This window comes from Enterococcus florum (genome assembly GCF_004309355.1).
GTDB lineage: Bacteria > Bacillota > Bacilli > Lactobacillales > Enterococcaceae > Enterococcus_A > Enterococcus_A florum.
Genome location: NZ_BJCC01000015.1, coordinates 1 through 18995 on the forward strand (window position 1 = coordinate 1; position 18995 = coordinate 18995).

An 18995-nucleotide genomic window follows, 5' to 3' on the forward strand; every position below is an offset into this window, starting at 1 on the left:
GTGTGCTTTGAAAACATTGATATAACAAGGGCTGATAATTATGAAATTAGCTCACTTAAGGATAATATTGATACTTTTCAAAAAAGAGTAGTAGAATCCCTAAATCACGCACAAAAGCATTTCTACTCAGACCAAAATGATCAGGATCAGTTCTTAAAAGTTAAAGTCGGAAATCAAATTCAAATTGTATCATTAAAAGAACTCATGTTTATTGAGACATCCTCCAATTCACACAAGCTTCTGCTTCATTTGGAGAACAGAATAATACATTCTTATGATAAAATTGGGAATTACGACGTCTACCCTGACAAACTATTTAGATCACATAAATCCTATCTAATTAACTTAGATAACATTCTATCTTTCAACAAAACTGAAAGATCTTGCATAATGGCGAATGGAGAACACGTAATGGTTTCCGCGAGAAAAATTAAATTGCTCCAAAAGAAATTGTTTGAACTAAAAGAGAATAGTATGTAATGCGTTTTTACATGTAAAAGTCTACTACACTGGATATTGCGGACAAATTGTACCACTATTTGCACTCATGGTACAGTCATCCGATTTTCCTGCAATATCCAACTTCACTAATGAAAGATTTCTTTTCTTTATGCCCCACAAACTGAATTTTGACTTAGTTTTTAACTCAGTTTCGTTTGATATTTGTTGATATCTTTTAATCTATCAACAGTCTGAAAGCGCTGATATAGAAGCTTTTCAAGCATTTATTGACACTATATAAAAAACAAAAAAATTTTACAACAAATTACTTTAAGATCGTTTATGCATCCCCTAATAACTCTACGATTTTTACTTAAGTATTTTTGGTCCTTTCGCTTTTACATTATTTGTCTTTATTGCTGAAAATCAACCTTTCCTTTTTATGAAATCGTTTTTATTCTGCTTTTCATCGGAGTTTCTTCAAAGAACTATTAGGCGGCCTTTTCCTGTGCTATAGTGTCCTTACATTCAAGGAAAGGCAGGCTATAGCTCTATGAAGACACGCATTGAAACGGACTCGATCGGAAAAAGGAAACTTCCTAAAGAGGCTTACTATGGTATCCACGCGCAACGCGCCAAAGAAAATTTCAGTATCTCTAAGGAGAAGCTTCATCCGTTGCTGATCAAACACTTGGCACATATTAAACAGGCTGCGGCCAGAACAAATCAGCTGGGCGGAGCTCTCCCTCAAACGATCGGTTCGGCCATTGAAACAGCCGCTGCTGAAATGGCCGAAGGAATCTGGAACGAGCAAATCATCGTTGATTCAATCCAAGGAGGGGCCGGAACTTCCGCAAATATGAATGTTAATGAAGTGCTTGCAAATCGTGCACTGGAGTTGATCGGAAAAGAAAAAGGCAGCTACCAAATCATTCATCCAAATGATCATGTCAATATGTGCCAGTCTACAAACGATGTCTTCCCTAGTGCCGGTAAGCTGGCGATGGCTGAATTATTGGAACAATTATTGACGGAGTTGCGGTATTTAGATGATAGTCTTTTTCAAAAAAAATTAGAATTTGCTGATGTGGCAAAAATTGGACGGACTCAGTTGCAAGAAGCTGTCCCTACATCCTTAGGTGCCAGCTTTGGTGCTTTTCAGGCAATGATCCACCGTGACATTTTGCGAATTCAGGCTGTAAGAGAAAAATTGTTTACATTGAATCTTAGTGGTACAGCTATTGGCACGCAAGTCAACACCACCAAGTATTACCGCCAGCATATTCTGGAGACCTTGCAACACTTTTATAGTGATACGCTCTTTTTAGCAGATGACTTAGTTGAGGCGACACAAAACTTAGACGTATTTGTTGAAATTTCCGGATGTTTAAAAACTCTAGCTGTAGGTCTTTCTAAAATCTGCAATGACTTGCGGTTGCTTTCCAGCGGCCCTCATTCCGGTTTTGCGGAATTGGCCCTGCCTATCTGTCAAGCGGGTTCTTCGATCATGCCTGGAAAAATCAACCCTGTGATCCCCGAAGTCGTTAGTCAAGTGGCTTTTCATGTTATAGGAAATGATTTAACAGTGACGATGGCTGTGGAGGGTGGCCAACTTGAATTGAATGCATTCCAACCGATTCTTTTTCACGATCTGTTTGCTTCGATCGAGCTGCTGAGCAATGCCGGTCGAACTCTAACTAATTCTTGCATCTTAGGTATTGAAGCAAATCAGAATCACTGTGCAGAGACCCTGGCTAATTCAGATAGTCTAATCACCGCCATCGCTCCGTTAACGGGCTACGAACATGCCACCATTTTGTTAAAAGAAGCCCGAAAGTCGAAAAAACCTGTTTCAGCCTTGATTAAAAATACCAAGATGATGTCTGATCAGCGCTTAGCGCAATTTTTGGATCTTCCAGAAAGCCACCAACCAACCGGCTCTGATTAGCAGATTCTTGTATTTTATATATCCAACCTTTTAAAACTTCATTATGGACAAAGAGAGCTTGGTGCATAGCACCAAGCTCTCTTTGTCAGTCTTCTTCCGGAAGTTTCAACCCTCTAGGACCGACATTCGTTGAAAAAACGATGTGTGTATGCGTGTCACCGAACTTTTGTAATCGATTGATAAATTCATCCAGCTCAATCGTATTTTGAAAAATTACCTTTAGATGCATAGAATACATCCCGGTCACACAATCGCATTCCAGCACGTTGGGGATTTGATCGATATAGTCGTAAAACACCGGTTTATCCACCGCATTTACTGAACAATTGACGTAAGCTTTGATCAAATACCCCAGCTTTTGATAGTCGATCTGCCCTTGATAGTTCACTACGTACCCTTGCGCTTCTAAATTCTGAAGCCTGACTGACGCTGAAGGGGATGAGATAAAGCATTCTTTCGCAATCTGCTTGACCGAAACTCGACCGCTTTTTTGGATAATGTTTAAGATCTTTCTGTCTGTTCCGTCCATAATCTCCCTCCTATTGTGATGTTTCCATTTTAGTCCCTTTTATCTTGTATCACAAGTTTCGCAAGACACTCAATGTTAGATTTCCTAACATAAGTTTTTGCTGAATAACAGAAAAATCGCTAAGGCAAGGATCGCCAGCAATCCGCAGCAAAGATACATCACAAAAAATCCTCTTGCAGCTGCTAACACGCCCCAAATCATCACACCACCCCCGTAAGCGACATCCAGTGCAGAAGTAAAAATTGCTGTTCCGCTGCCTTTTTGATCTGCCGCTACGTTCATTAAAACAATCGTGTTCATCAAAGGCAAAACACTGGCAAAACCAATTCCGTAGAGTACCGCTGCTGCTATCAGTTGGCTCAATGAGCTGCTGATCGCGATCAAGAAAAAGGCCCCTGCGATGCTCATGATACTCACTGCTATCAGCCGACTTTCCTTTACTTTACGAATCAGTGAAGGAAAACATAAACGGAAAAAAACAGTGACTAATGCCATGATCGTAAAATAGCAGCTTGCCCCGGCAATCCCCTTTTCCATTGCGTATTGAACTAAAAAAGCGATCACGCCAGAATTAGCCAAACAAATCAAGAACATGACCAGCGTTGGAACCATGACCGGTTTACGAATCAAGGAATGTGCATAGCCTTTGCGAATCGGACGATCTTTTTTGCTTCTTTTCTGTTCCTTGTATCGCTCAGAAACAAACAGACTCATGAAAAAAGCCAAAAATGTAAAGACCAGTCCTACACGAAAGAGACTTTGAAACCCAGAGTGTTGAACAACGGCTAAACCGATAACAGGACCGATCGCACTTGGAAGAACCTGCGCAATACTAAAATAGCCTAATCCGATGGACAGTTGATCTTTTGGGATCAGATCACTCATCATTGCACCTGCTGCGGTAGATTGTGTACCATTGCCCACACCTTGAATAAAACGTAAAATCAAAAGAGCAAACAAGCCGCTCCAAATATTCAGCAATCCAAAATCCATCAGCAGCAAAAACAACCCTATGCCTAAGATCACTTTTCGGCCATATTGGTCCAGCAGCTTGCCAATGGGCAAACGAAAAAGGAGTGCGGACACTCCTAACATTCCTATGATCACGCCAGAATCAGCCTTTGATCCTCCAAGACTTTCTACATAAAGCGGCAGTGTGCCCATCTGAGAGTTGATGGCACAGCCAGAAAAAAAGGTGACCAGCATCAATAAAATAAAGTCCTTTGTCCAGATTGTCGTAGTTTCTTTGGTTCTTTCCATTCCGTCCCTCCAACTCTTTTAAACTGAGCCAAAAGCAACCTTCGACAAAAAATCTTTTGTCGCCTGTTCTTTCGGCTCACGGAAAAATTCTTGCGGTTTTCCACTTTCAACGACAACGCCCTCTGCCATAAATACGATTCGATCAGCAACATCATGAGCAAACTGCATTTCATGGGTAACGATGATCATGGTTCGACCTTCTTCTGCCAGATTCTTCATCGTATCTAGTACCTCCCCCACCAATTCAGGGTCTAAGGCGGATGTTGGCTCGTCAAAGAGCAGCAAGTCAGGATTTAATGCGATCGCCCGAGCAATACCGACCCGCTGCTGCTGCCCGCCCGAAAGCTGTTCAGGATACCTATTGGCCTTCTCAGACAGCCCAACCTTTTGAAGCATCTTCATCGCAATCTCTTTGGCCTCTGACTTCGGAATTTTTCTGGGGATAATCAACCCCTCCATCACATTTTGCAGTGCAGTTCGATGCTGAAAAAGCTCATAGCCTTGAAACACCATCGCAGTTTTTAAACAAATCTCCCGAACCCCTTTTGAAAAGGCACGATCAAAGCGAATATGAGTATCTCCTATTTCGATGTCGCCTTTGTCCGCATTTTCTAAAAAATTCAAACAGCGTAAAAAGGTCGTCTTTCCAGAGCCGCTAGGCCCAATTATGCAAATGACTTCTCCTGGCTTGATGGTTAGATCGATGCCCTTTAGAATCTGATCGTTGCCAAATTTTTTATGCACGTTGCGAATTCGAATCATTTCCCATCCCTCCTTCTTCATTCTCTTAGACGACGACTAAGTTTTCTGAGATATTCCCCATCGCCATTTCTACAGCATTGTCGAGCACTGTCTCGGTGATCTCTTTTACTGCCTGATCCGTATAATAAGCGATGTGCGGTGTCATAATAACAGTTTCAAACGTTTTTAAACGCTGATAGAACGGGTTTTGATCATATCCGACAGCAAAATAGTTTTCTTCATCTTCCAAGGTATCTAAAGCGGCCCCGGAAATATCGCCGGCTTCCAATGCTGATATCAGCGCTTCAGTATCGATAATTTTCCCTCTGGCAGTATTAACGAGCATGGCCCCTTTCTTCATTTTGGCAAAGGCATCCGCTGAGAATAGATACTCAGATTCTTTCATAAGCGGAATATGGATACTGATGATATCCGATTTTTCCATCATTTCCTCAAAGGAAACGTAGTCAATAGCTGCTGCAAGCTGTGAATGAGGCTTGCGACTGCAGGCAATTACAGTAGCTCCCAACGCTTTTAAGCTTTGTGCAACCACAGAACCAATCCTTCCAGTCCCCAGCACACCGACTGTCACCTCAGAAAGTTCTTTTCCAATTCTCTTTTGCCGATTTTGCGTCAATTTGGAGGAGTGAAGGTAGTCTGGAATATTACGCAGCAGCATCAACACTGACATTACTGCGAAATGTCCAACTGACGTAGGACTGTAACTAGGCACATTCGTCACAGCCAAGCCGTATTTCCCTGCCCATTCAAAGTTTACGCCGTCAACGCCTGTTGATTTGATCGAAAGGTGCTTCATCCCATATTCAGCCAACCTTCGATAGAGAAACGGCGATTCCCGCATCTCTTGACTAGGGTATAGGCAGATACCATCGTGTTGTCGGGCCATTTCAACATTTTCCCGGTTCAACGCATCACGAACAATCGTGACTGGCACTTTTGTCCGAGTGGACCAAGCATGAATAAATGGAATTTCCACATCTGTTACTCCATAAAAAATCAGTTTCATTGTTTTTCCCCCTTACATTGCTTTTGAATAAGTTGCAATCTGCAGCCCTTCGGCAATAATGCGCATGCCCTGTTTGATTTCTTTTAGCGTTGGCTTGGTAAAATTCAGGCGAAATGATTTTTCATAGCCTTTTCCAGCAACACTCATCACATTTCCTGGAATAATGGCAACTTTCTGTTTTTCTAGATAGTCAAAAAATCGCTCTTCTTCTACCTCTTCCCCCAATTTGCAGCAAATAAAGTATCCGCCTGTCGGTTCAATGAACGACAGTTCTTCTTCTTTAAATGCCTGCAAACAAGTCATCATGAGGTTAAATTTTTCTTTGTACAACCCTTTCAAGGACGCAACATGCGCCTCAAACTGATAATGCTTCATAAATTCTGCTACTAAGACCTGCCAAAAAAAGTTGCTGTGAGAATCAGAGACTTGTTTTGCTAAAATCAATTTTTCTAAAATCGGATCTGATGCCAGTATGAATCCTAAGCGGCAGCTGGGTGCCAGTATCTTTGAAAATGATCCCGCATAGATGACCAACCCTTCTGTGTCCAACGTCTTTATTTTGGGAATCGCTTCTCCTTGGTAAAGCAAATCTCCATAGGGATCATCTTCAAAAATGATCACTTGGTATTTTTTCGCCAATGCATAGATTTTCTTGCGTTCCTCGAAAGGAATCGAAGTGCCTAAAGGATTTTGAAACGTAGGGATTAGATAGAGCAGTTTGATTCGTTTTTGCTGGTCGCGTTTCAGCATTGCCTCTAATACAGTCAAATCGATCGTTTGTTTCTCCAGATCCATCGGAAGAGCCATTGGGATTGCTCCATATCCTTTAATCGCATTGACTGCCCCAGAAAAAGTTTGTTCTTCACATAAGACGATATCTCCCTCGTTGCATAGAACTCGAACCGCCAGATCCATCGCCTGACTCGATCCGGAAACGATCACGACTTCTTCCTGACCGGCCTGAGGGATATTCGTCACCAGCTGCAATCGTTTTTTCAACAAGCGTCTCAACTCTGGATACCCTTCTGTCGCACCATATTGCAAGAAGGATTCCGGATCAAATTCGCTGAACATTGTTGCTGCGATTTCTCCCATGGTCTCCATTGGAAATGCATCAACTGGCGGATACCCATAGGCAAAGGAAATGACTTCTTTTTGCTCCATGTTTTTGTGTGCATTTTCCCGTAACGGAGATACCTTTAATTGACTCATTCGATCTGAAAATTGATAATTCATACGTTTCCTCCTCTATTCGTTAACCTGCCTTCAATTGATTGGTAAAACGTGATAAAAAGATCTTTGTTCGTTCTTCCTTCGGTGTATAAAACAGCTCTTGGGGCGTACCAGACTCAACGATATGCCCGTGCTCCATGAACACTACCTGATCCGCCACATCATGAGCGAATTGCATTTCATGGGTCACTAAAATCATAGTGATCCCCTCCTTGGCGAGGGATTGAATCAACGCTAAGGTCTGACTCACCAGCTCAGGATCCAGTGCGGAAGTAGGCTCGTCAAACAAAATCACCGCTGGATTCAAAGCCAAGGCTCTAGCAATCCCGATTCGCTGTTGCTGTCCTCCCGACAATTGGACAGGATAATGATCTGCGCGATCTTCTAATCCAACCTTTTTCAGCAATCTTTTTGCGATCGTTCTCGCCTCATTTTTGCTTTTCCCCTGTGTAAGAACCAAGGGCATCGCAATATTTTCCAGCGCTGTTTTATTAGTGAAAAGCGCATAATTTTGAAAAACCATCGCTGTGCTTCGCTGAATCTGTAAAATTTCTTTCTTTGTTGCTGTCGCTATATCTGTCAACTGATTTTCAATAACGATTTTTCCTTGATCCGCTGTTTCCAAAAAATTGAGGCATCGTAGAAAGGTCGTTTTTCCAGAGCCGCTGGGACCTAAAAGGACGACGACCTCGCCTTTCTTTACCTCTAGATCGATGCCCTTCAACACTTGATTTTCTCCAAAGGACTTATGGATTTCCTTAATTTTTATCATGATAATTTTCCTCTCCTTTGCAGTATTCTTCTCTCCCATAAACTTGATGTCTTTTCAATGATTAAACTGATGCTCCAATAAATGATTGCGACCGCGACATAGGCTTCTAAAAAGCGATAATTCTGTTGCGCAGTGATTTTCGCTGCTGCAAACACATCGACAACACTTACCATCGACGCCAGTGCCGATGCTTTGATCAAGGTGATCAATAGGTTGCTGATCATTGGCAACGCCACGGGGAATACTTGCGGCATCAGTACACGGCGGATCGTTTGAAAGGTCGTGAGTCCGATTGATTTGGCTGCATCGTATTGTCCCTGCTTGATTGAAGAGAGGGCTCCTCGAAAAACCTCGCTTAAATTGATTGTTGCCATCAAACTCAGTGCAAAAATCACGATCCAGATTGGATCAATATCTTTAAATCGAATACCCCAATTCATTGATTCCGAAAAAGCATTGAACTGTTGGGAGAAGAGCATGAAGATCCCGAGTATCACCAAGACGATTGGAACTCCTTTTAAAACAGTGACAAGAAATTGAAAAAGTGGCGACAACCCTTTGATGTTGTAATTGCGAATCAGCGCGATTCCCCAACCGATTACCAATCCTACTATTAGTGCTGCACCAGCCATAAAGAGCGTTGTTCCGATATATTGAACTGCTGTTTTCAATGCCTCTACCATGATATCCAGCTTAAAGCTCATAATCCTCATCCCTTCTTTTCGTTTGCCTTTGGAACATAATCTCCCTGTAAGTACTCTTCTGAGATCTCACTAATCGTCCCATCCGCAATCAACTCGGTGAGCGCACCATTGATCGCTTCCATTAATTCTTTATCTGTTTCTTTGTTGAATAACAGATAAGCGTCCGATTTATGGACCGGTTTTTCACCTGTTTCAAGCGCAACATCGAAGGAACGATTATACGTATCGACTTGGTATTTCGGTGCCAAGGTAGCATCAACTGCGCCTGAGGTCACAGATTGAACGATTTGTTCAGGTGTGTATTCCCCATAAACCAATTCAAAAGCACCGTCGTTTTCCGCTAAATAGGCTTCAGCCATCGCTGCTTGATTAGTGGCAGTAGTGACATACACCTTTTTCCCCTTCAGTTCTTCAAAAGAATCAATCGGGGCACCTTGCGTACTATCGGTTACGATATACGTGTCCCAAACGACATAACCAACATCGCCATAGGTGAATTTCTCCTGACGTTCTTCATTGATTTCATATTCGTAAGCGGCAAAATCAACCTTTTTACTTTCAAGATTGGACAATGTCGTCGGAAAATCTCCACCTTGAAAAGTGAAATAGTAATCCTCCAGTTTTTCGTCGATTGCTTTGACCACTTGAACGTCGTACCCATCGTACTCGCCTTCCTCATTGAGGTAGCAATAAGGAAGGCCATCATTTCCTGTACCGACCTTCACTTCGGTTCCCTTTTGTGTGTTGGCCTCTGATTCCGCATCATTGCCACATCCGCTAAGCCCGATTCCTGCCAACGCAATAACCCCCAGCATGATCCATTTTGACGTTTTCATAGATTTCCTCCTTTGATTTATGAGACGAATTTTTTTCTTTTTAACAGCAAGAAGAGCTGTGGAACGCGTAGTTTAAAGTTCTGATTGCCATAATTCAGCTGATCCTCCAACAGAGCAAAAATTCGTTCTAAAAGAATACTCAGCAGGATGAATAAGACAGCTGCTCCAATATAGCCCTCTAAGGTATGGAACGTGACTGAGCCTATCGATTTAGCTGTGCCAACGACGTCCAACACCCCGATCGTAAACGCCAGAGAGGTGTCTTGCAGCAAAGCGATTGTCGTTGTCCCGAAACTCGGGATCGCCACTCTTACTGCCTGAGGGAGAATCACCTTCAAGTAGGTTTGCGTCCTGGTCAATCCACAGGCGGTACTGGCTTCGTATTGAGTTTGCGGAACACTGAGGATCGCGGCACGAATCGTCTCTGACTGAAAGGCTGCGGTATTCAATCCATAAGTAATATAGATAAAAATCAGTTTATCCAGATTAGACACATCGACACCCACCACCTGTAGCAGTTCAGGTACGCCGTAGTAAACGACATAAAGCTGGACTAGGATCGGTGTCCCGCGAATAAAGGAAACAAAGACCGCCGAAAGCTGATGGAAGATCGGCACTTTTTCGATTCTAAAAAAGGCCAGCAGCGCTCCTAGCAGTAACCCAATAAGGCTGGCAACACCAACGATTAACAGCGTCGTCGGCAATGCCTCCAACAGTCTAGGAAAATAGTTAATGACGAGTTGCCAATCAAAAAAACGATTCATATCCAGTTCCTTCTCTCTAATAGTCAGAATTTTCAAAATTATTTATCCACACTGTACATTTTTTCGTGAAACACAACAATCAAATCTAGTTGAAACGTAATTATATTTTCAGAAAAGAGCATTTTTTTAAACATCTTTCATGTTGTAACCGTTCCCTTCAAAATTAAATAAACTGTTGGAAAAGCTTCAGCGACTCGCTCATTTTTAACATGACCAGATCACTTTTTGATGCAAAATCGTTCCTGATTCTAAACGATTCGCTGATTCCCCTAGCACTAGTTTTGTGAAATAAAACAAGGAATTGCGGCATATGTACAAAAAAAAAGAGCACTGCGATTATTCAATCGCTAGTGCTCAACTTTATCCCCAATACTCCTGAATGAACTGTTTTCTGCGCTCCGCGTTTTTAGCATAATTTTCAGGATGGTGTTTATAGTAGTCCTGGTGCTCTTCTTCTGCTGGATAAAAGGCGGACGCAGGTTCGATCGTGGTGACGATCGGTTCTTTGAATTGTCCGCTGTCCGCTAATGCTTGTCGGCTTTTTTCTGCTGCGGCCTTTTGTTGTGCATCAAAATAAAAGATCACAGGCCGATAGTTGCTGCCGCAGTCTTCAAATTGGCCAAAAGCATCCGTCGGATCAGTTTGCTGCCAATAAATCTCCACCAACTCTTCAAAGCGGATCAAGTTCGGATCAAAAATAATCTCGACAGCTTCCGTGTGTCCTGTATCACCGCTTTTGACTTCTTCATAGGTGGGATTTTCGGTGTGTCCTCCCGTATAGCCAGAGAGAACCGATTCGATCCCTGGATGCGAATCAAATGGCTTGACCATACACCAAAAGCAGCCTCCTGCAAATATTGCTCGTTCCACTTTTCATTCCTCCATTTTCTATCCTTGTTTGCGAATAAGTCTTTCCTTGTGATCATCAAAACAATCCTTGATAAAAGGGATTCTTTTCTTCCTGAGTTGAACAACAAAAAAGGCACTCATTCCTTTGCCTATCGATCGCTCGACAGCCAAAGGGACGAATGCTTTCGTGTGACCACCCTTGTTCATATTGCCCTCACAGACAATACCTCATCGGTACCAATTCGCTTGATACCCGGCGCGTTAACGGTCGCTGTACCGTCTGGCCTGCGTGAACAAACCAAAATGCTCAGAGCTCATCTTCACTGAATTTTGCAATCCCCTTTTCCACCGACCGGGTTCTCTGTACTTGCTGACGCATCAGTTACTCTTCTCTTCCACGCGTATTTTCTAAATCTTGTTGCTTACTGTAATACAACCAGAGCGGGAATTCAAGAGGAAAGACCGCTTTTACAGATTTTTTTGAGCAGCTTTCTACAGTTAGAAAAAAGCTTTTTCGATAACCCGTCTGCGCAATCAAGACTGCGGTTCATGAAAAACCAGTAATTTCCCCTTTTTTGTATCATAAGTCAGTACCAAGATCGTGCCGTCTTCCGTTGAGTAAATCCTAGTAAGCTCTGCTTTAGGCAATTTGAAATAGTCCCGATGAATGGTCTCTTTTTTCACGTACTCTCGGATCACCTTGCCGTAAGACAGCCAAAAGATGCAGTCCTCTTTTCTAATGTATTCTGCCGTACTGAAAAAAGGGCCCTCTTTCCCAAGATCAATCTTTTTTCTTTTACCGGTGGTGACATTTTTTAAATAATACTCAAATTCGGGAATATCTTCGTATTCGCCGTCCGGATTTTCTGCCAGCTCAGACGAATAAGGGAACGTATAGGTCATCAATTCCTCGATCACCCACTCCTCCGAATAGGCAAAATAGGCTTTCTTGCTGTCCGTTTGTTCATCTGGGAAGGCATACTTCTTTTCGCTGTTTGTTTCTATTTCACGGATCGTATAGTTGGTGCCATTATTCAAAATTTGCTTGGTCCGATCGGCAGTCCACTCATCCTCTGAAAAGTCGTCTGTCGATTGTTTAAGGTCAAAATACTGCTGGTACAGTCGATCAAAGTCAGCACCTTTTTCAATGCTTTTTACGACTCGTCCTGAAGCCAGATCGACCTTCAATATGAACTGGCGCAGCTGACCGCTCTCCGAACGTTCAGCCGTCGGGGACCCGTAGCCATAAATGTACAAGTCATCTGACGTAAGTGCGCTTCTTGGAACTTTGCTGTCAAAAGCCACAAACTCGCCAACCTGCTTTTCTGTCTCCAGATCAACTACCCCATAGTAATATTTTTTTGTATAGCTGGCCCCGTCATTGTAAAACCGATCCACGTAATCGGTAAAATCCGCTGTGGCTGAGACCACCGCGTACTGCCGATCGATTTCTTCAACCTCATAATCTGGAAAGAGGCGAACTTCTTCGTTGGGGGGGATCGACTGCAAAGGGATTGCGACAGCTCGTTTTGAAAAAGGATCGACCTTCAACAACTGCTCATCATTGAAATAAATCAGCTGATCTTGATAGAATTGTATCCCCGAAAGCCCACGGTCACGAGTCTTGATTTGATCTGTCTCTGCAAAATCACTGATATCGATTTGCTGCAGCTTCAGGTTTTCGTGTTGTTGAACAGCAGACTTTTGCTGCTGAACCCAATAAAGACTCAAGCAAAGGGCCAGAACAAGCAGCCCCAAAATCCCGAGTGTCATTTTTCCTTTTTTCATCCTTTTCTCCTCGCTTCGATCGTGCAACGCTTCGTACCTCTACTGTAATACTTCCTTTAAGCTTTGACTACATCAAATCAACCATACTTGTTTTTTTGATCTGAACAATTGCTCAGCTTATTTAGTAAAACAAAAATATCCCTTGAAATTTCCCCGCACTCTCTGTATACTTTCGTTAACCAATAAAATATTATAGGTTAACGAAAAGAGGGGTATCTATGAAACTATCAACGAGAGAAATGGTCTTTGCAGCTTTGTTTGCGGCATTGACTGGTGTGCTGGCCCAGCTGACGATTCCTTTTGGGCCAATTCCGTTGACCATGCAAACTTTTGCTGTGGCGTTTACCAGTACTTTATTAGGAAAGAAAATCGGTACACTGACGGTGCTGCTGTATCTGTTTATGGGAGCAATCGGACTTCCGGTCTTTGCTGGCGGCAATGCGGGGTTTTCGGTCATTTTTGGTCCGACTGGCGGTTTTTTGATCGGCTTTGTTTTTACTGCTTTGAGTATCGGCTGGATTTTAGAAAACACGCGAAAAACTTACTTTTGGGCGATCACCGCCAACCTTACCGGTGCATTGATCACCTTATTGTTTGGGGTTTTATGGTTGAAGGTGAGTGCCGGAATGCCTTGGCAGGGCGCTCTTGCAGCTGGGATGATTCCTTTTCTGGTGCCGAGCGCGATCAAAGCCGTGCTGGCTGGTTATCTGGGTCTGCTGATCATGCGCCGCTTGCCTCGTTCTCTTCGCTTGTCAAACTAAAAAGGAGTGCGAATGTTCGCACTCCTTTTCTTATTTGCGTTGCAGCAGCCAAGTGGCACCGACGACATCAGTGACGAGATCTTCGGATTCGTTCTCTTGGCTTTTTACATAGTCGAAAAACAGCGGACGTTTCTGAGGTTCCAGACTGCTCAGCTCTTCTGCCCGTTGACGGATCAATTGATTGTTCCGATCATTCACAGCCTGCTCATCACTGGCTTCGGCTGCATTTGTTAAAGCAAGGACGTTGAAGCCTGCTTCAGCAAATGTCTCGTTCCATTGCTCCAATGTCAAATACTCATAGTTTTGGTACCGCACATTCTCTGATTGCCCGGCCAGATAGCCATCATCCAGCAAAAGGTAGCCCTGCGGCTTAACTACTTGTTTGACCTTATTCAGCATTTCCAAAGGTTCTCCCAGCACATTGCCGATCGCCCCTAGAATCGCCACATCGTAACCCCGTTCCTTTTGAACGGTTTGATTGACGTCTTCCACTGCAAAGCTGCACAAGTGATCCACTTGACATTTTTCAGCAGTTCGTCGCGCCTCTTTGATAAAGTCCGGCAAAAGATCACTGCCGTGAACCTTCATCCCGAGCTGCTGAGCGATCTCGATGGAGACGGCTCCTTTGCCGCAGCCTAGATCCAAAGCCTTGCACTTTTCCGGTTCTGAGATATGGGTACGGATCAGCTGTGTCATCAAACGCGGGTCGCTGCCCAGTTCGTAAATGTCCTGCAGCAAATAGGCTAGGTAAGGCAGCAGTTCAGCCGTTTCAGCTGTTAATGAGGCTGCTAGTTTTTCTTCTGTGTCTTGATGGTTCGTCATATTTTCATCCTCCAATAATTATTTGATCTTAGGTATTCAACTGCCTTGGAGGACCTCGAATCGGTTAGTTCGGGGATCGACAATTCATCTTCTCCAACTCCTTTTCTTTTTAGTTTATCATTTTAGAGAGCGTTTTCCTAACGTAAAAGGGAGACGATGTCTTTCTTGGCTGCACTTTTGGCTGGCAGCCAGCTAAAGACGATCCCTATGATCACCGACATTCCAAACGCCAGGGTGATCGTAAACAAGTCTGGCCGTACCGCTAATGGGGTGAATAAGCTGATTAAAATGCCAAACAACATTGCAAACAGATAGCCGATCGTTCCGCCAAACAGGGTCAATGTGATTCCCTCTAACAGAAACTGCATCATAACATTGCCTTTGGTCGCACCCATCGCCCGGCGAACACCGATCTCTTTGGTTCTTTCGGAGACGGAAATATAGATCATGTTCATCACACCGATTCCTGAGATGAACAGGGAGATGCCACCAATGACTGAAATCAGCAGTGTGATACTGGTCAGCAGGGTACGCAGTGTATCTACCTGACCAGCTAGATCCTCGCTTTTATAGCTGCCCATTTCCTTCCAGGTGCCATATTTTTTCAGCATGCTTTCTGCTTCCTTCGAGACCTTTTGAACATTGGCCGTCTCCGTCATCTTAACCTGGATCATGCTGTGGTCCTCAGAATTGAAGTAATGCTGAAAAATATTCTCCGGCAGCTCTGCCACCACGTAATTTTCCTGGGTTGCAACAATCGACCCTGCTGGCCGGTCTTCCATGATACCGACGACTTCAAATAAATGACCGCCGATCGTAATGCTTTGCCCTACCAAGGTCTCAGGATTTTCCTCCCGAATCGCCTTAGCAGCCGTTTCATCGATCACAACCACCGGATTTTCATTGAAATAGTCGCTGGCTTGGATCGCTCGTCCATAAATCACGGGAGAGCCGTCCTCCTTCAGCAGCTTGAAGCAGTTCCAGCGGCCGTCGTTGCCGACCTCATCAATGGTTTGATCGGCATATTTTACACCGTTTCGCGAATTGTCATAATAGCTCACTGATTCCACGCCGGAAATACTTTCGACTCGACTGATGTCTTCCTCGGTAAAGGCACCCAAGCCATTTTCAATAAATCCATCATTAGAGGGCGTAAAGGTGTAACCGACACTGCCATCAAACTGGTCCAATCCGATGAATTCCGAAGCGTAATTCTCAAACGCTCGCCCGATGGAGAATACGGTGATGACCGCAGATACCCCAATGATCAACCCAATCATAGTCAGGAAGCTGCGCCGTTTATTCTTGCCGATGGCTTTGATTGAGGTCTTCCAAACTTCACTAAACCGCATGAGGCACACCTTCTTCCAAGATGACTCCATCCTTCACCGTGATCGTGCGCTGGCAATAGGCAGCTGCCTCCGGATCATGCGTAACCATCAGGATCGTAACCTTTTCTTCTTCATTGAGCCGTTTGAACAGCTGCATGATTTCTTCTGAGGTGTGGCTGTCCAAGGCTCCAGTCGGTTCATCGGCAACGATGAATTTGGGATTGCCGACGATTGCTCGAGCGATCGCTACCCGCTGCTGCTGACCGCCTGAGAGCTGCTTGGGCAATTTATTGTATTTATCGGCAATACCGACCTTGCGCAAGGCTTCCATGACTAAAGGTTTGGTCTGCCGCTGCCTCATTCCGCCATACAACAACGGCAATGCCACATTTTCCAGCACTGTATTGTTTTCGATCAATTGAAAGGATTGAAAAACGAAGCCGACCGACTGGTTGCGCAGCTTGGAAAGTCGTTCATCCTTGTACCGATAAGCATTTTCGCCGTTAAACCGATAGTTGCCTTCAAAATCGCCGTCCAAAAAGCTGATGGTATTGATTAAGGTGGATTTCCCTGAACCTGAAGGCCCCATGACTGCGACGAATTCATGTTCGTCGATCGTCAAGGAAATGTCCTTCAGCACATGGATTTTCTCCTGATCGGCAATGTAATATTTATTGATGTTTTCCATGATGATCATTGAACGGTCACATCCATCCCATCTTTAATGTCTGATGCATCTTTGATGATCTTCTGGTCTTCATCGAGTCCTTCTCGCAGCACATAAAAGCCGTTGCCTGTTTCGCAGATGACTGCCTGTTTCTCGGCTTTGCCGCTCTTAACCGTATAGACATAATGCGTCCCCTCTTCTTCGATGACGCTTTTCAGCGGTAGATGGATCTCGTTTCTTGGGATCAGCAATTCGACTGAATACCCCACTTGGATCGGCTCATCTGGTACGGCTGTGAAATCGTAAGTCACTAAATTGCTCTTGTCTTCTTTTGCAGGTTCATTGTTTATTTCAGCTATGTTCGTAATCTTTCCAGTGACGGTGCGTTCATTATTGGCATATTGAATTTCCACCGGCTGTTCTAGCGCAACTTTCGAGCGATCGTATTCTGTCACGGTACCCTTGATGGCTGATTCTTCACTCTTTAGTACCATCAAAGCTTGTTGCGGATCGTTCTTCGCGTCTTCGTTGATACTCGTCACCACGGAGTCATAAGCAGCTCGTACCTTTTCGCCCCATCGATACGTGACCAGCACGGTATCCTTTACCACATGATCGCCTTGATTGACGTGGATCGTTTGAACGGGTCCTTTCTCTGGATCGACCAAAACCGTTTGCTTCTTCAAGGGTTGAACCTGCCCTTTTAAGTGCAGCGGAGTCTGCTTAGCTACCTTGTATAGTTCCACCGGCGCAGTGTCCGCTTTTGCCTTTACTTGTGCGCTTTGATAAACAAAAAAACCGGCTCCTGCAATAAGTACGACACCTAACCCAATTAAAAATTTCTTCATGTTTCTCCTCCTATTTACTTTACATTTCTGTCTCCCAAAATTTGGAAAATACATCCAAGCTGTGCAACTTTCTTTTTTGTTCTGACCGTATACCCTTTTTTGAATCATCTCCTGTTTCTTGCGGTAAAAAAGAAAATGGTCTATTGGGATTTTCCCTAAGTAAATTTTAATGGAGTACTCATTTGAATACTTCCATCGGAGGTGCAAACTCTGACTAGGACTTTAGACTGAGTTTGGTAAATGAAAAAGCATTTAAAAGAACGGATTGGCCGCTCTTTTAAATGCTTCATAGTCTTTTGCTGCGTTTAGTTGTTGCATTGCTGAACAAATTCAATTGGAAACATGGTACGTTCCGCCGTTTCTTCGACCGTCCTGCCTTCTGCTAAAAAGCGTTTTACCACACTGGTCATGCTTTCTGCAACCTCCACGATGAACTGATCATAGTCATAAAAGCGCATGACTCGCTGGCCCCATGGATATTCCTTGCTGTGGTGTAAAAACGCGATGCCTTCGATCGCTGAAAGCTTTGTTTCCCAGGCTTTTAGATCCTCCACCTCAAAATAAATCTGAACATTGTCTGGACGCGACTTCATCTCTAAGGGCACCTCCAAAAGTGTTTCATAATTCGCCTGCAGAGAAAAGCCGCCTTCAAAAGCTACATGAAGATTGTCCAAATCCATGACTATTTTTTGTTCCATTACTTCTTCGTAAAATTGCTTGGCCCGTGTCATATCCGATACTGCCAGCAGTACACCACCAAATTGCATACAGATCCCTCCAATGTCTTCTTCGTTCTGTTATCCACTATACGCTAAAACTTGGCAATTTCACTGTAAAAATCAGACATCTTTTGCCGGTATTCAGTCGGGGTACAGCCGGAGATCTGTTTAAACGCTCGATTAAAATGCGAAACATCGTAATAAGCCATCTGTTCATAGACCTGACGGATTGTCATAGTCGGATTTTGCAGCAAGCGAATTGCCTGATTAATTCGGACTAATCGTGAAAACACTTTGCTGCTCATTCCTAAATGTTCGTTAAACAACCGAGTCAGATGCCGCTCACTATAAAAAACTGTCTCTGAAAGCCGACTCAACGAAAGGACCCCTTGATGCTGAATGATCTGCTGCGTTGAAAACTGCAATTCCTTAGGAGAAGTGTTTGTTAAATATGTCAAAAAAAGCTGGTCCAATCCCTGCAACAGATTCTCGATCGTCTCCGATCGTTCCAAAAGCACCAGTATTTTCGCATTCAGTCGGTCATGCAGCAGGTCGAGATCCACCAGGTGATCGGCCAGCTCCTGTTGGTTGATGGTTATGAAGGCACCTAATCCGCCGGGTTGAAATTCTACAATCATGATCTGCTGGAAAGTGATCGCTTGGTCACCGACCAAAGCAGCCTTCGTTGCCGGTCCAAATACTTTGCCCTCAAACACCTGATCTCGCAAAGCAAAAACCAGCGTGGCGCAGCCATGCGGAATGATCGTATAGCTTTCTGTCATGTGCGATTGATTTGGAAACGAAAGCGTGTAGTTGGAGATATAAGAGCCCAGCCTTGGATCCGGCCGGAGATACACACACTCCGAATTTTGATAAAGCGCGCGTTGGTGATTGCTGTACGCACAAAGAGCAGTCTTTTCGATCATCGTCTCACCTCTGCTTTATCATAACAACT

20 protein-coding genes are annotated in these 18995 nt (G+C 43.8%); 3 read left to right on the top strand and 17 right to left on the bottom strand.

What is annotated here, in order from left to right; all coding sequences use genetic code 11:
• The coding region (locus NRIC_RS09645) for a LytR/AlgR family response regulator transcription factor (protein WP_175580054.1) at positions 1–480 on the top strand (480 nt) is incomplete at its 5' end.
• A gap of 514 nt (positions 481–994) precedes the next feature.
• Positions 995–2389: an aspartate ammonia-lyase gene (locus NRIC_RS09650; protein WP_146622502.1), complete on the top strand. Its 1395-nt coding sequence runs from the start codon at positions 995–997 to the stop codon at positions 2387–2389.
• An 85-nt stretch (positions 2390–2474) separates the two neighbouring features.
• Here NRIC_RS09650 and NRIC_RS09655 read toward each other — a convergent pair whose 3' ends face one another.
• The 11 genes from NRIC_RS09655 to NRIC_RS09705 form a co-directional block, all read right to left on the bottom strand.
• Complete coding sequence (locus NRIC_RS09655) at positions 2475–2918, bottom strand: Lrp/AsnC family transcriptional regulator (RefSeq protein ID WP_146622503.1); 444 nt, start codon at positions 2916–2918, stop codon at positions 2475–2477.
• A gap of 84 nt (positions 2919–3002) precedes the next feature.
• Complete coding sequence (locus tag NRIC_RS09660) at positions 3003–4178, bottom strand: MFS transporter (RefSeq protein ID WP_146622504.1); 1176 nt, start codon at positions 4176–4178, stop codon at positions 3003–3005.
• A gap of 18 nt (positions 4179–4196) precedes the next feature.
• On the bottom strand, positions 4197–4940 hold the full coding sequence (locus NRIC_RS09665) for an amino acid ABC transporter ATP-binding protein (RefSeq protein ID WP_146622505.1): 744 nt from the start codon (positions 4938–4940) through the stop codon (positions 4197–4199).
• Positions 4941–4965: 25 nt separating this feature from the next.
• Complete coding sequence (locus NRIC_RS09670) at positions 4966–5946, bottom strand: NAD(P)-dependent oxidoreductase (protein ID WP_146622506.1); 981 nt, start codon at positions 5944–5946, stop codon at positions 4966–4968.
• 12 nt (positions 5947–5958) lie between these two features.
• Entirely contained in the window at positions 5959–7182 is a 1224-nt protein-coding gene (locus NRIC_RS09675; RefSeq protein ID WP_146622507.1) for an aminotransferase-like domain-containing protein, read from the bottom strand.
• Between the two features lie 19 nt (positions 7183–7201).
• Entirely contained in the window at positions 7202–7951 is a 750-nt protein-coding gene (locus NRIC_RS09680; RefSeq protein WP_146622508.1) for an amino acid ABC transporter ATP-binding protein, read from the bottom strand.
• Positions 7948–8655 carry an amino acid ABC transporter permease gene (locus tag NRIC_RS09685; protein WP_146622509.1) on the bottom strand — a complete coding sequence of 236 codons (708 nt, stop codon included), beginning with the start codon at positions 8653–8655 and terminating at the stop codon, positions 7948–7950. The genes NRIC_RS09680 and NRIC_RS09685 overlap by 4 nt, the downstream gene beginning before the upstream one ends.
• Before the next feature lie 5 nt (positions 8656–8660).
• Positions 8661–9491, bottom strand: a complete 831-nt coding sequence (locus tag NRIC_RS09690; protein ID WP_146622510.1) for a transporter substrate-binding domain-containing protein — start codon at positions 9489–9491, stop codon at positions 8661–8663.
• Between the two features lie 17 nt (positions 9492–9508).
• Positions 9509–10255, bottom strand: a complete 747-nt coding sequence (locus NRIC_RS09695; RefSeq protein ID WP_146622511.1) for an amino acid ABC transporter permease — start codon at positions 10253–10255, stop codon at positions 9509–9511.
• A 360-nt stretch (positions 10256–10615) separates the two neighbouring features.
• Positions 10616–11125: a peptide-methionine (S)-S-oxide reductase MsrA gene (gene msrA / locus NRIC_RS09700; protein WP_146622512.1), complete on the bottom strand. Its 510-nt coding sequence runs from the start codon at positions 11123–11125 to the stop codon at positions 10616–10618.
• Positions 11126–11638: 513 nt separating this feature from the next.
• Positions 11639–12892, bottom strand: coding sequence for a hypothetical protein (locus NRIC_RS09705; RefSeq protein WP_146622513.1), 1254 nt, complete (start codon positions 12890–12892; stop codon positions 11639–11641).
• Between the two features lie 218 nt (positions 12893–13110).
• Here NRIC_RS09705 and NRIC_RS09710 point away from each other — a divergent pair, with 218 nt between their 5' ends.
• On the top strand, positions 13111–13653 hold the full coding sequence (locus tag NRIC_RS09710) for a biotin transporter BioY (protein ID WP_146622514.1): 543 nt from the start codon (positions 13111–13113) through the stop codon (positions 13651–13653).
• Positions 13654–13683: 30 nt separating this feature from the next.
• On the opposite strand, the gene NRIC_RS09715 is transcribed toward NRIC_RS09710, so the two are convergent.
• The 6 genes from NRIC_RS09715 to NRIC_RS09740 form a co-directional block, all read right to left on the bottom strand.
• A complete protein-coding gene (locus NRIC_RS09715; protein ID WP_146622515.1) occupies positions 13684–14475 on the bottom strand; it encodes a class I SAM-dependent methyltransferase in 792 nt (263 codons plus the stop codon).
• A 137-nt stretch (positions 14476–14612) separates the two neighbouring features.
• Positions 14613–15827: an ABC transporter permease gene (locus NRIC_RS09720; protein ID WP_146622516.1), complete on the bottom strand. Its 1215-nt coding sequence runs from the start codon at positions 15825–15827 to the stop codon at positions 14613–14615.
• A complete protein-coding gene (locus NRIC_RS09725; RefSeq protein ID WP_146622517.1) occupies positions 15817–16503 on the bottom strand; it encodes an ABC transporter ATP-binding protein in 687 nt (228 codons plus the stop codon). The genes NRIC_RS09720 and NRIC_RS09725 overlap by 11 nt, the downstream gene beginning before the upstream one ends.
• Positions 16500–17321 (bottom strand): efflux RND transporter periplasmic adaptor subunit, encoded by an 822-nt coding sequence (locus NRIC_RS09730; protein ID WP_146622518.1) that lies wholly within the window; start codon positions 17319–17321, stop codon positions 16500–16502. Before NRIC_RS09730 ends, NRIC_RS09725 begins: the two co-directional genes overlap by 4 nt.
• A gap of 305 nt (positions 17322–17626) precedes the next feature.
• Positions 17627–18088 carry a VOC family protein gene (locus tag NRIC_RS09735; RefSeq protein WP_146622519.1) on the bottom strand — a complete coding sequence of 154 codons (462 nt, stop codon included), beginning with the start codon at positions 18086–18088 and terminating at the stop codon, positions 17627–17629.
• A gap of 44 nt (positions 18089–18132) precedes the next feature.
• A complete protein-coding gene (locus NRIC_RS09740) occupies positions 18133–18966 on the bottom strand; it encodes a helix-turn-helix domain-containing protein (RefSeq protein ID WP_146622520.1) in 834 nt (277 codons plus the stop codon).
• Between the last annotated feature and the right edge of the window lie 29 nt (positions 18967–18995).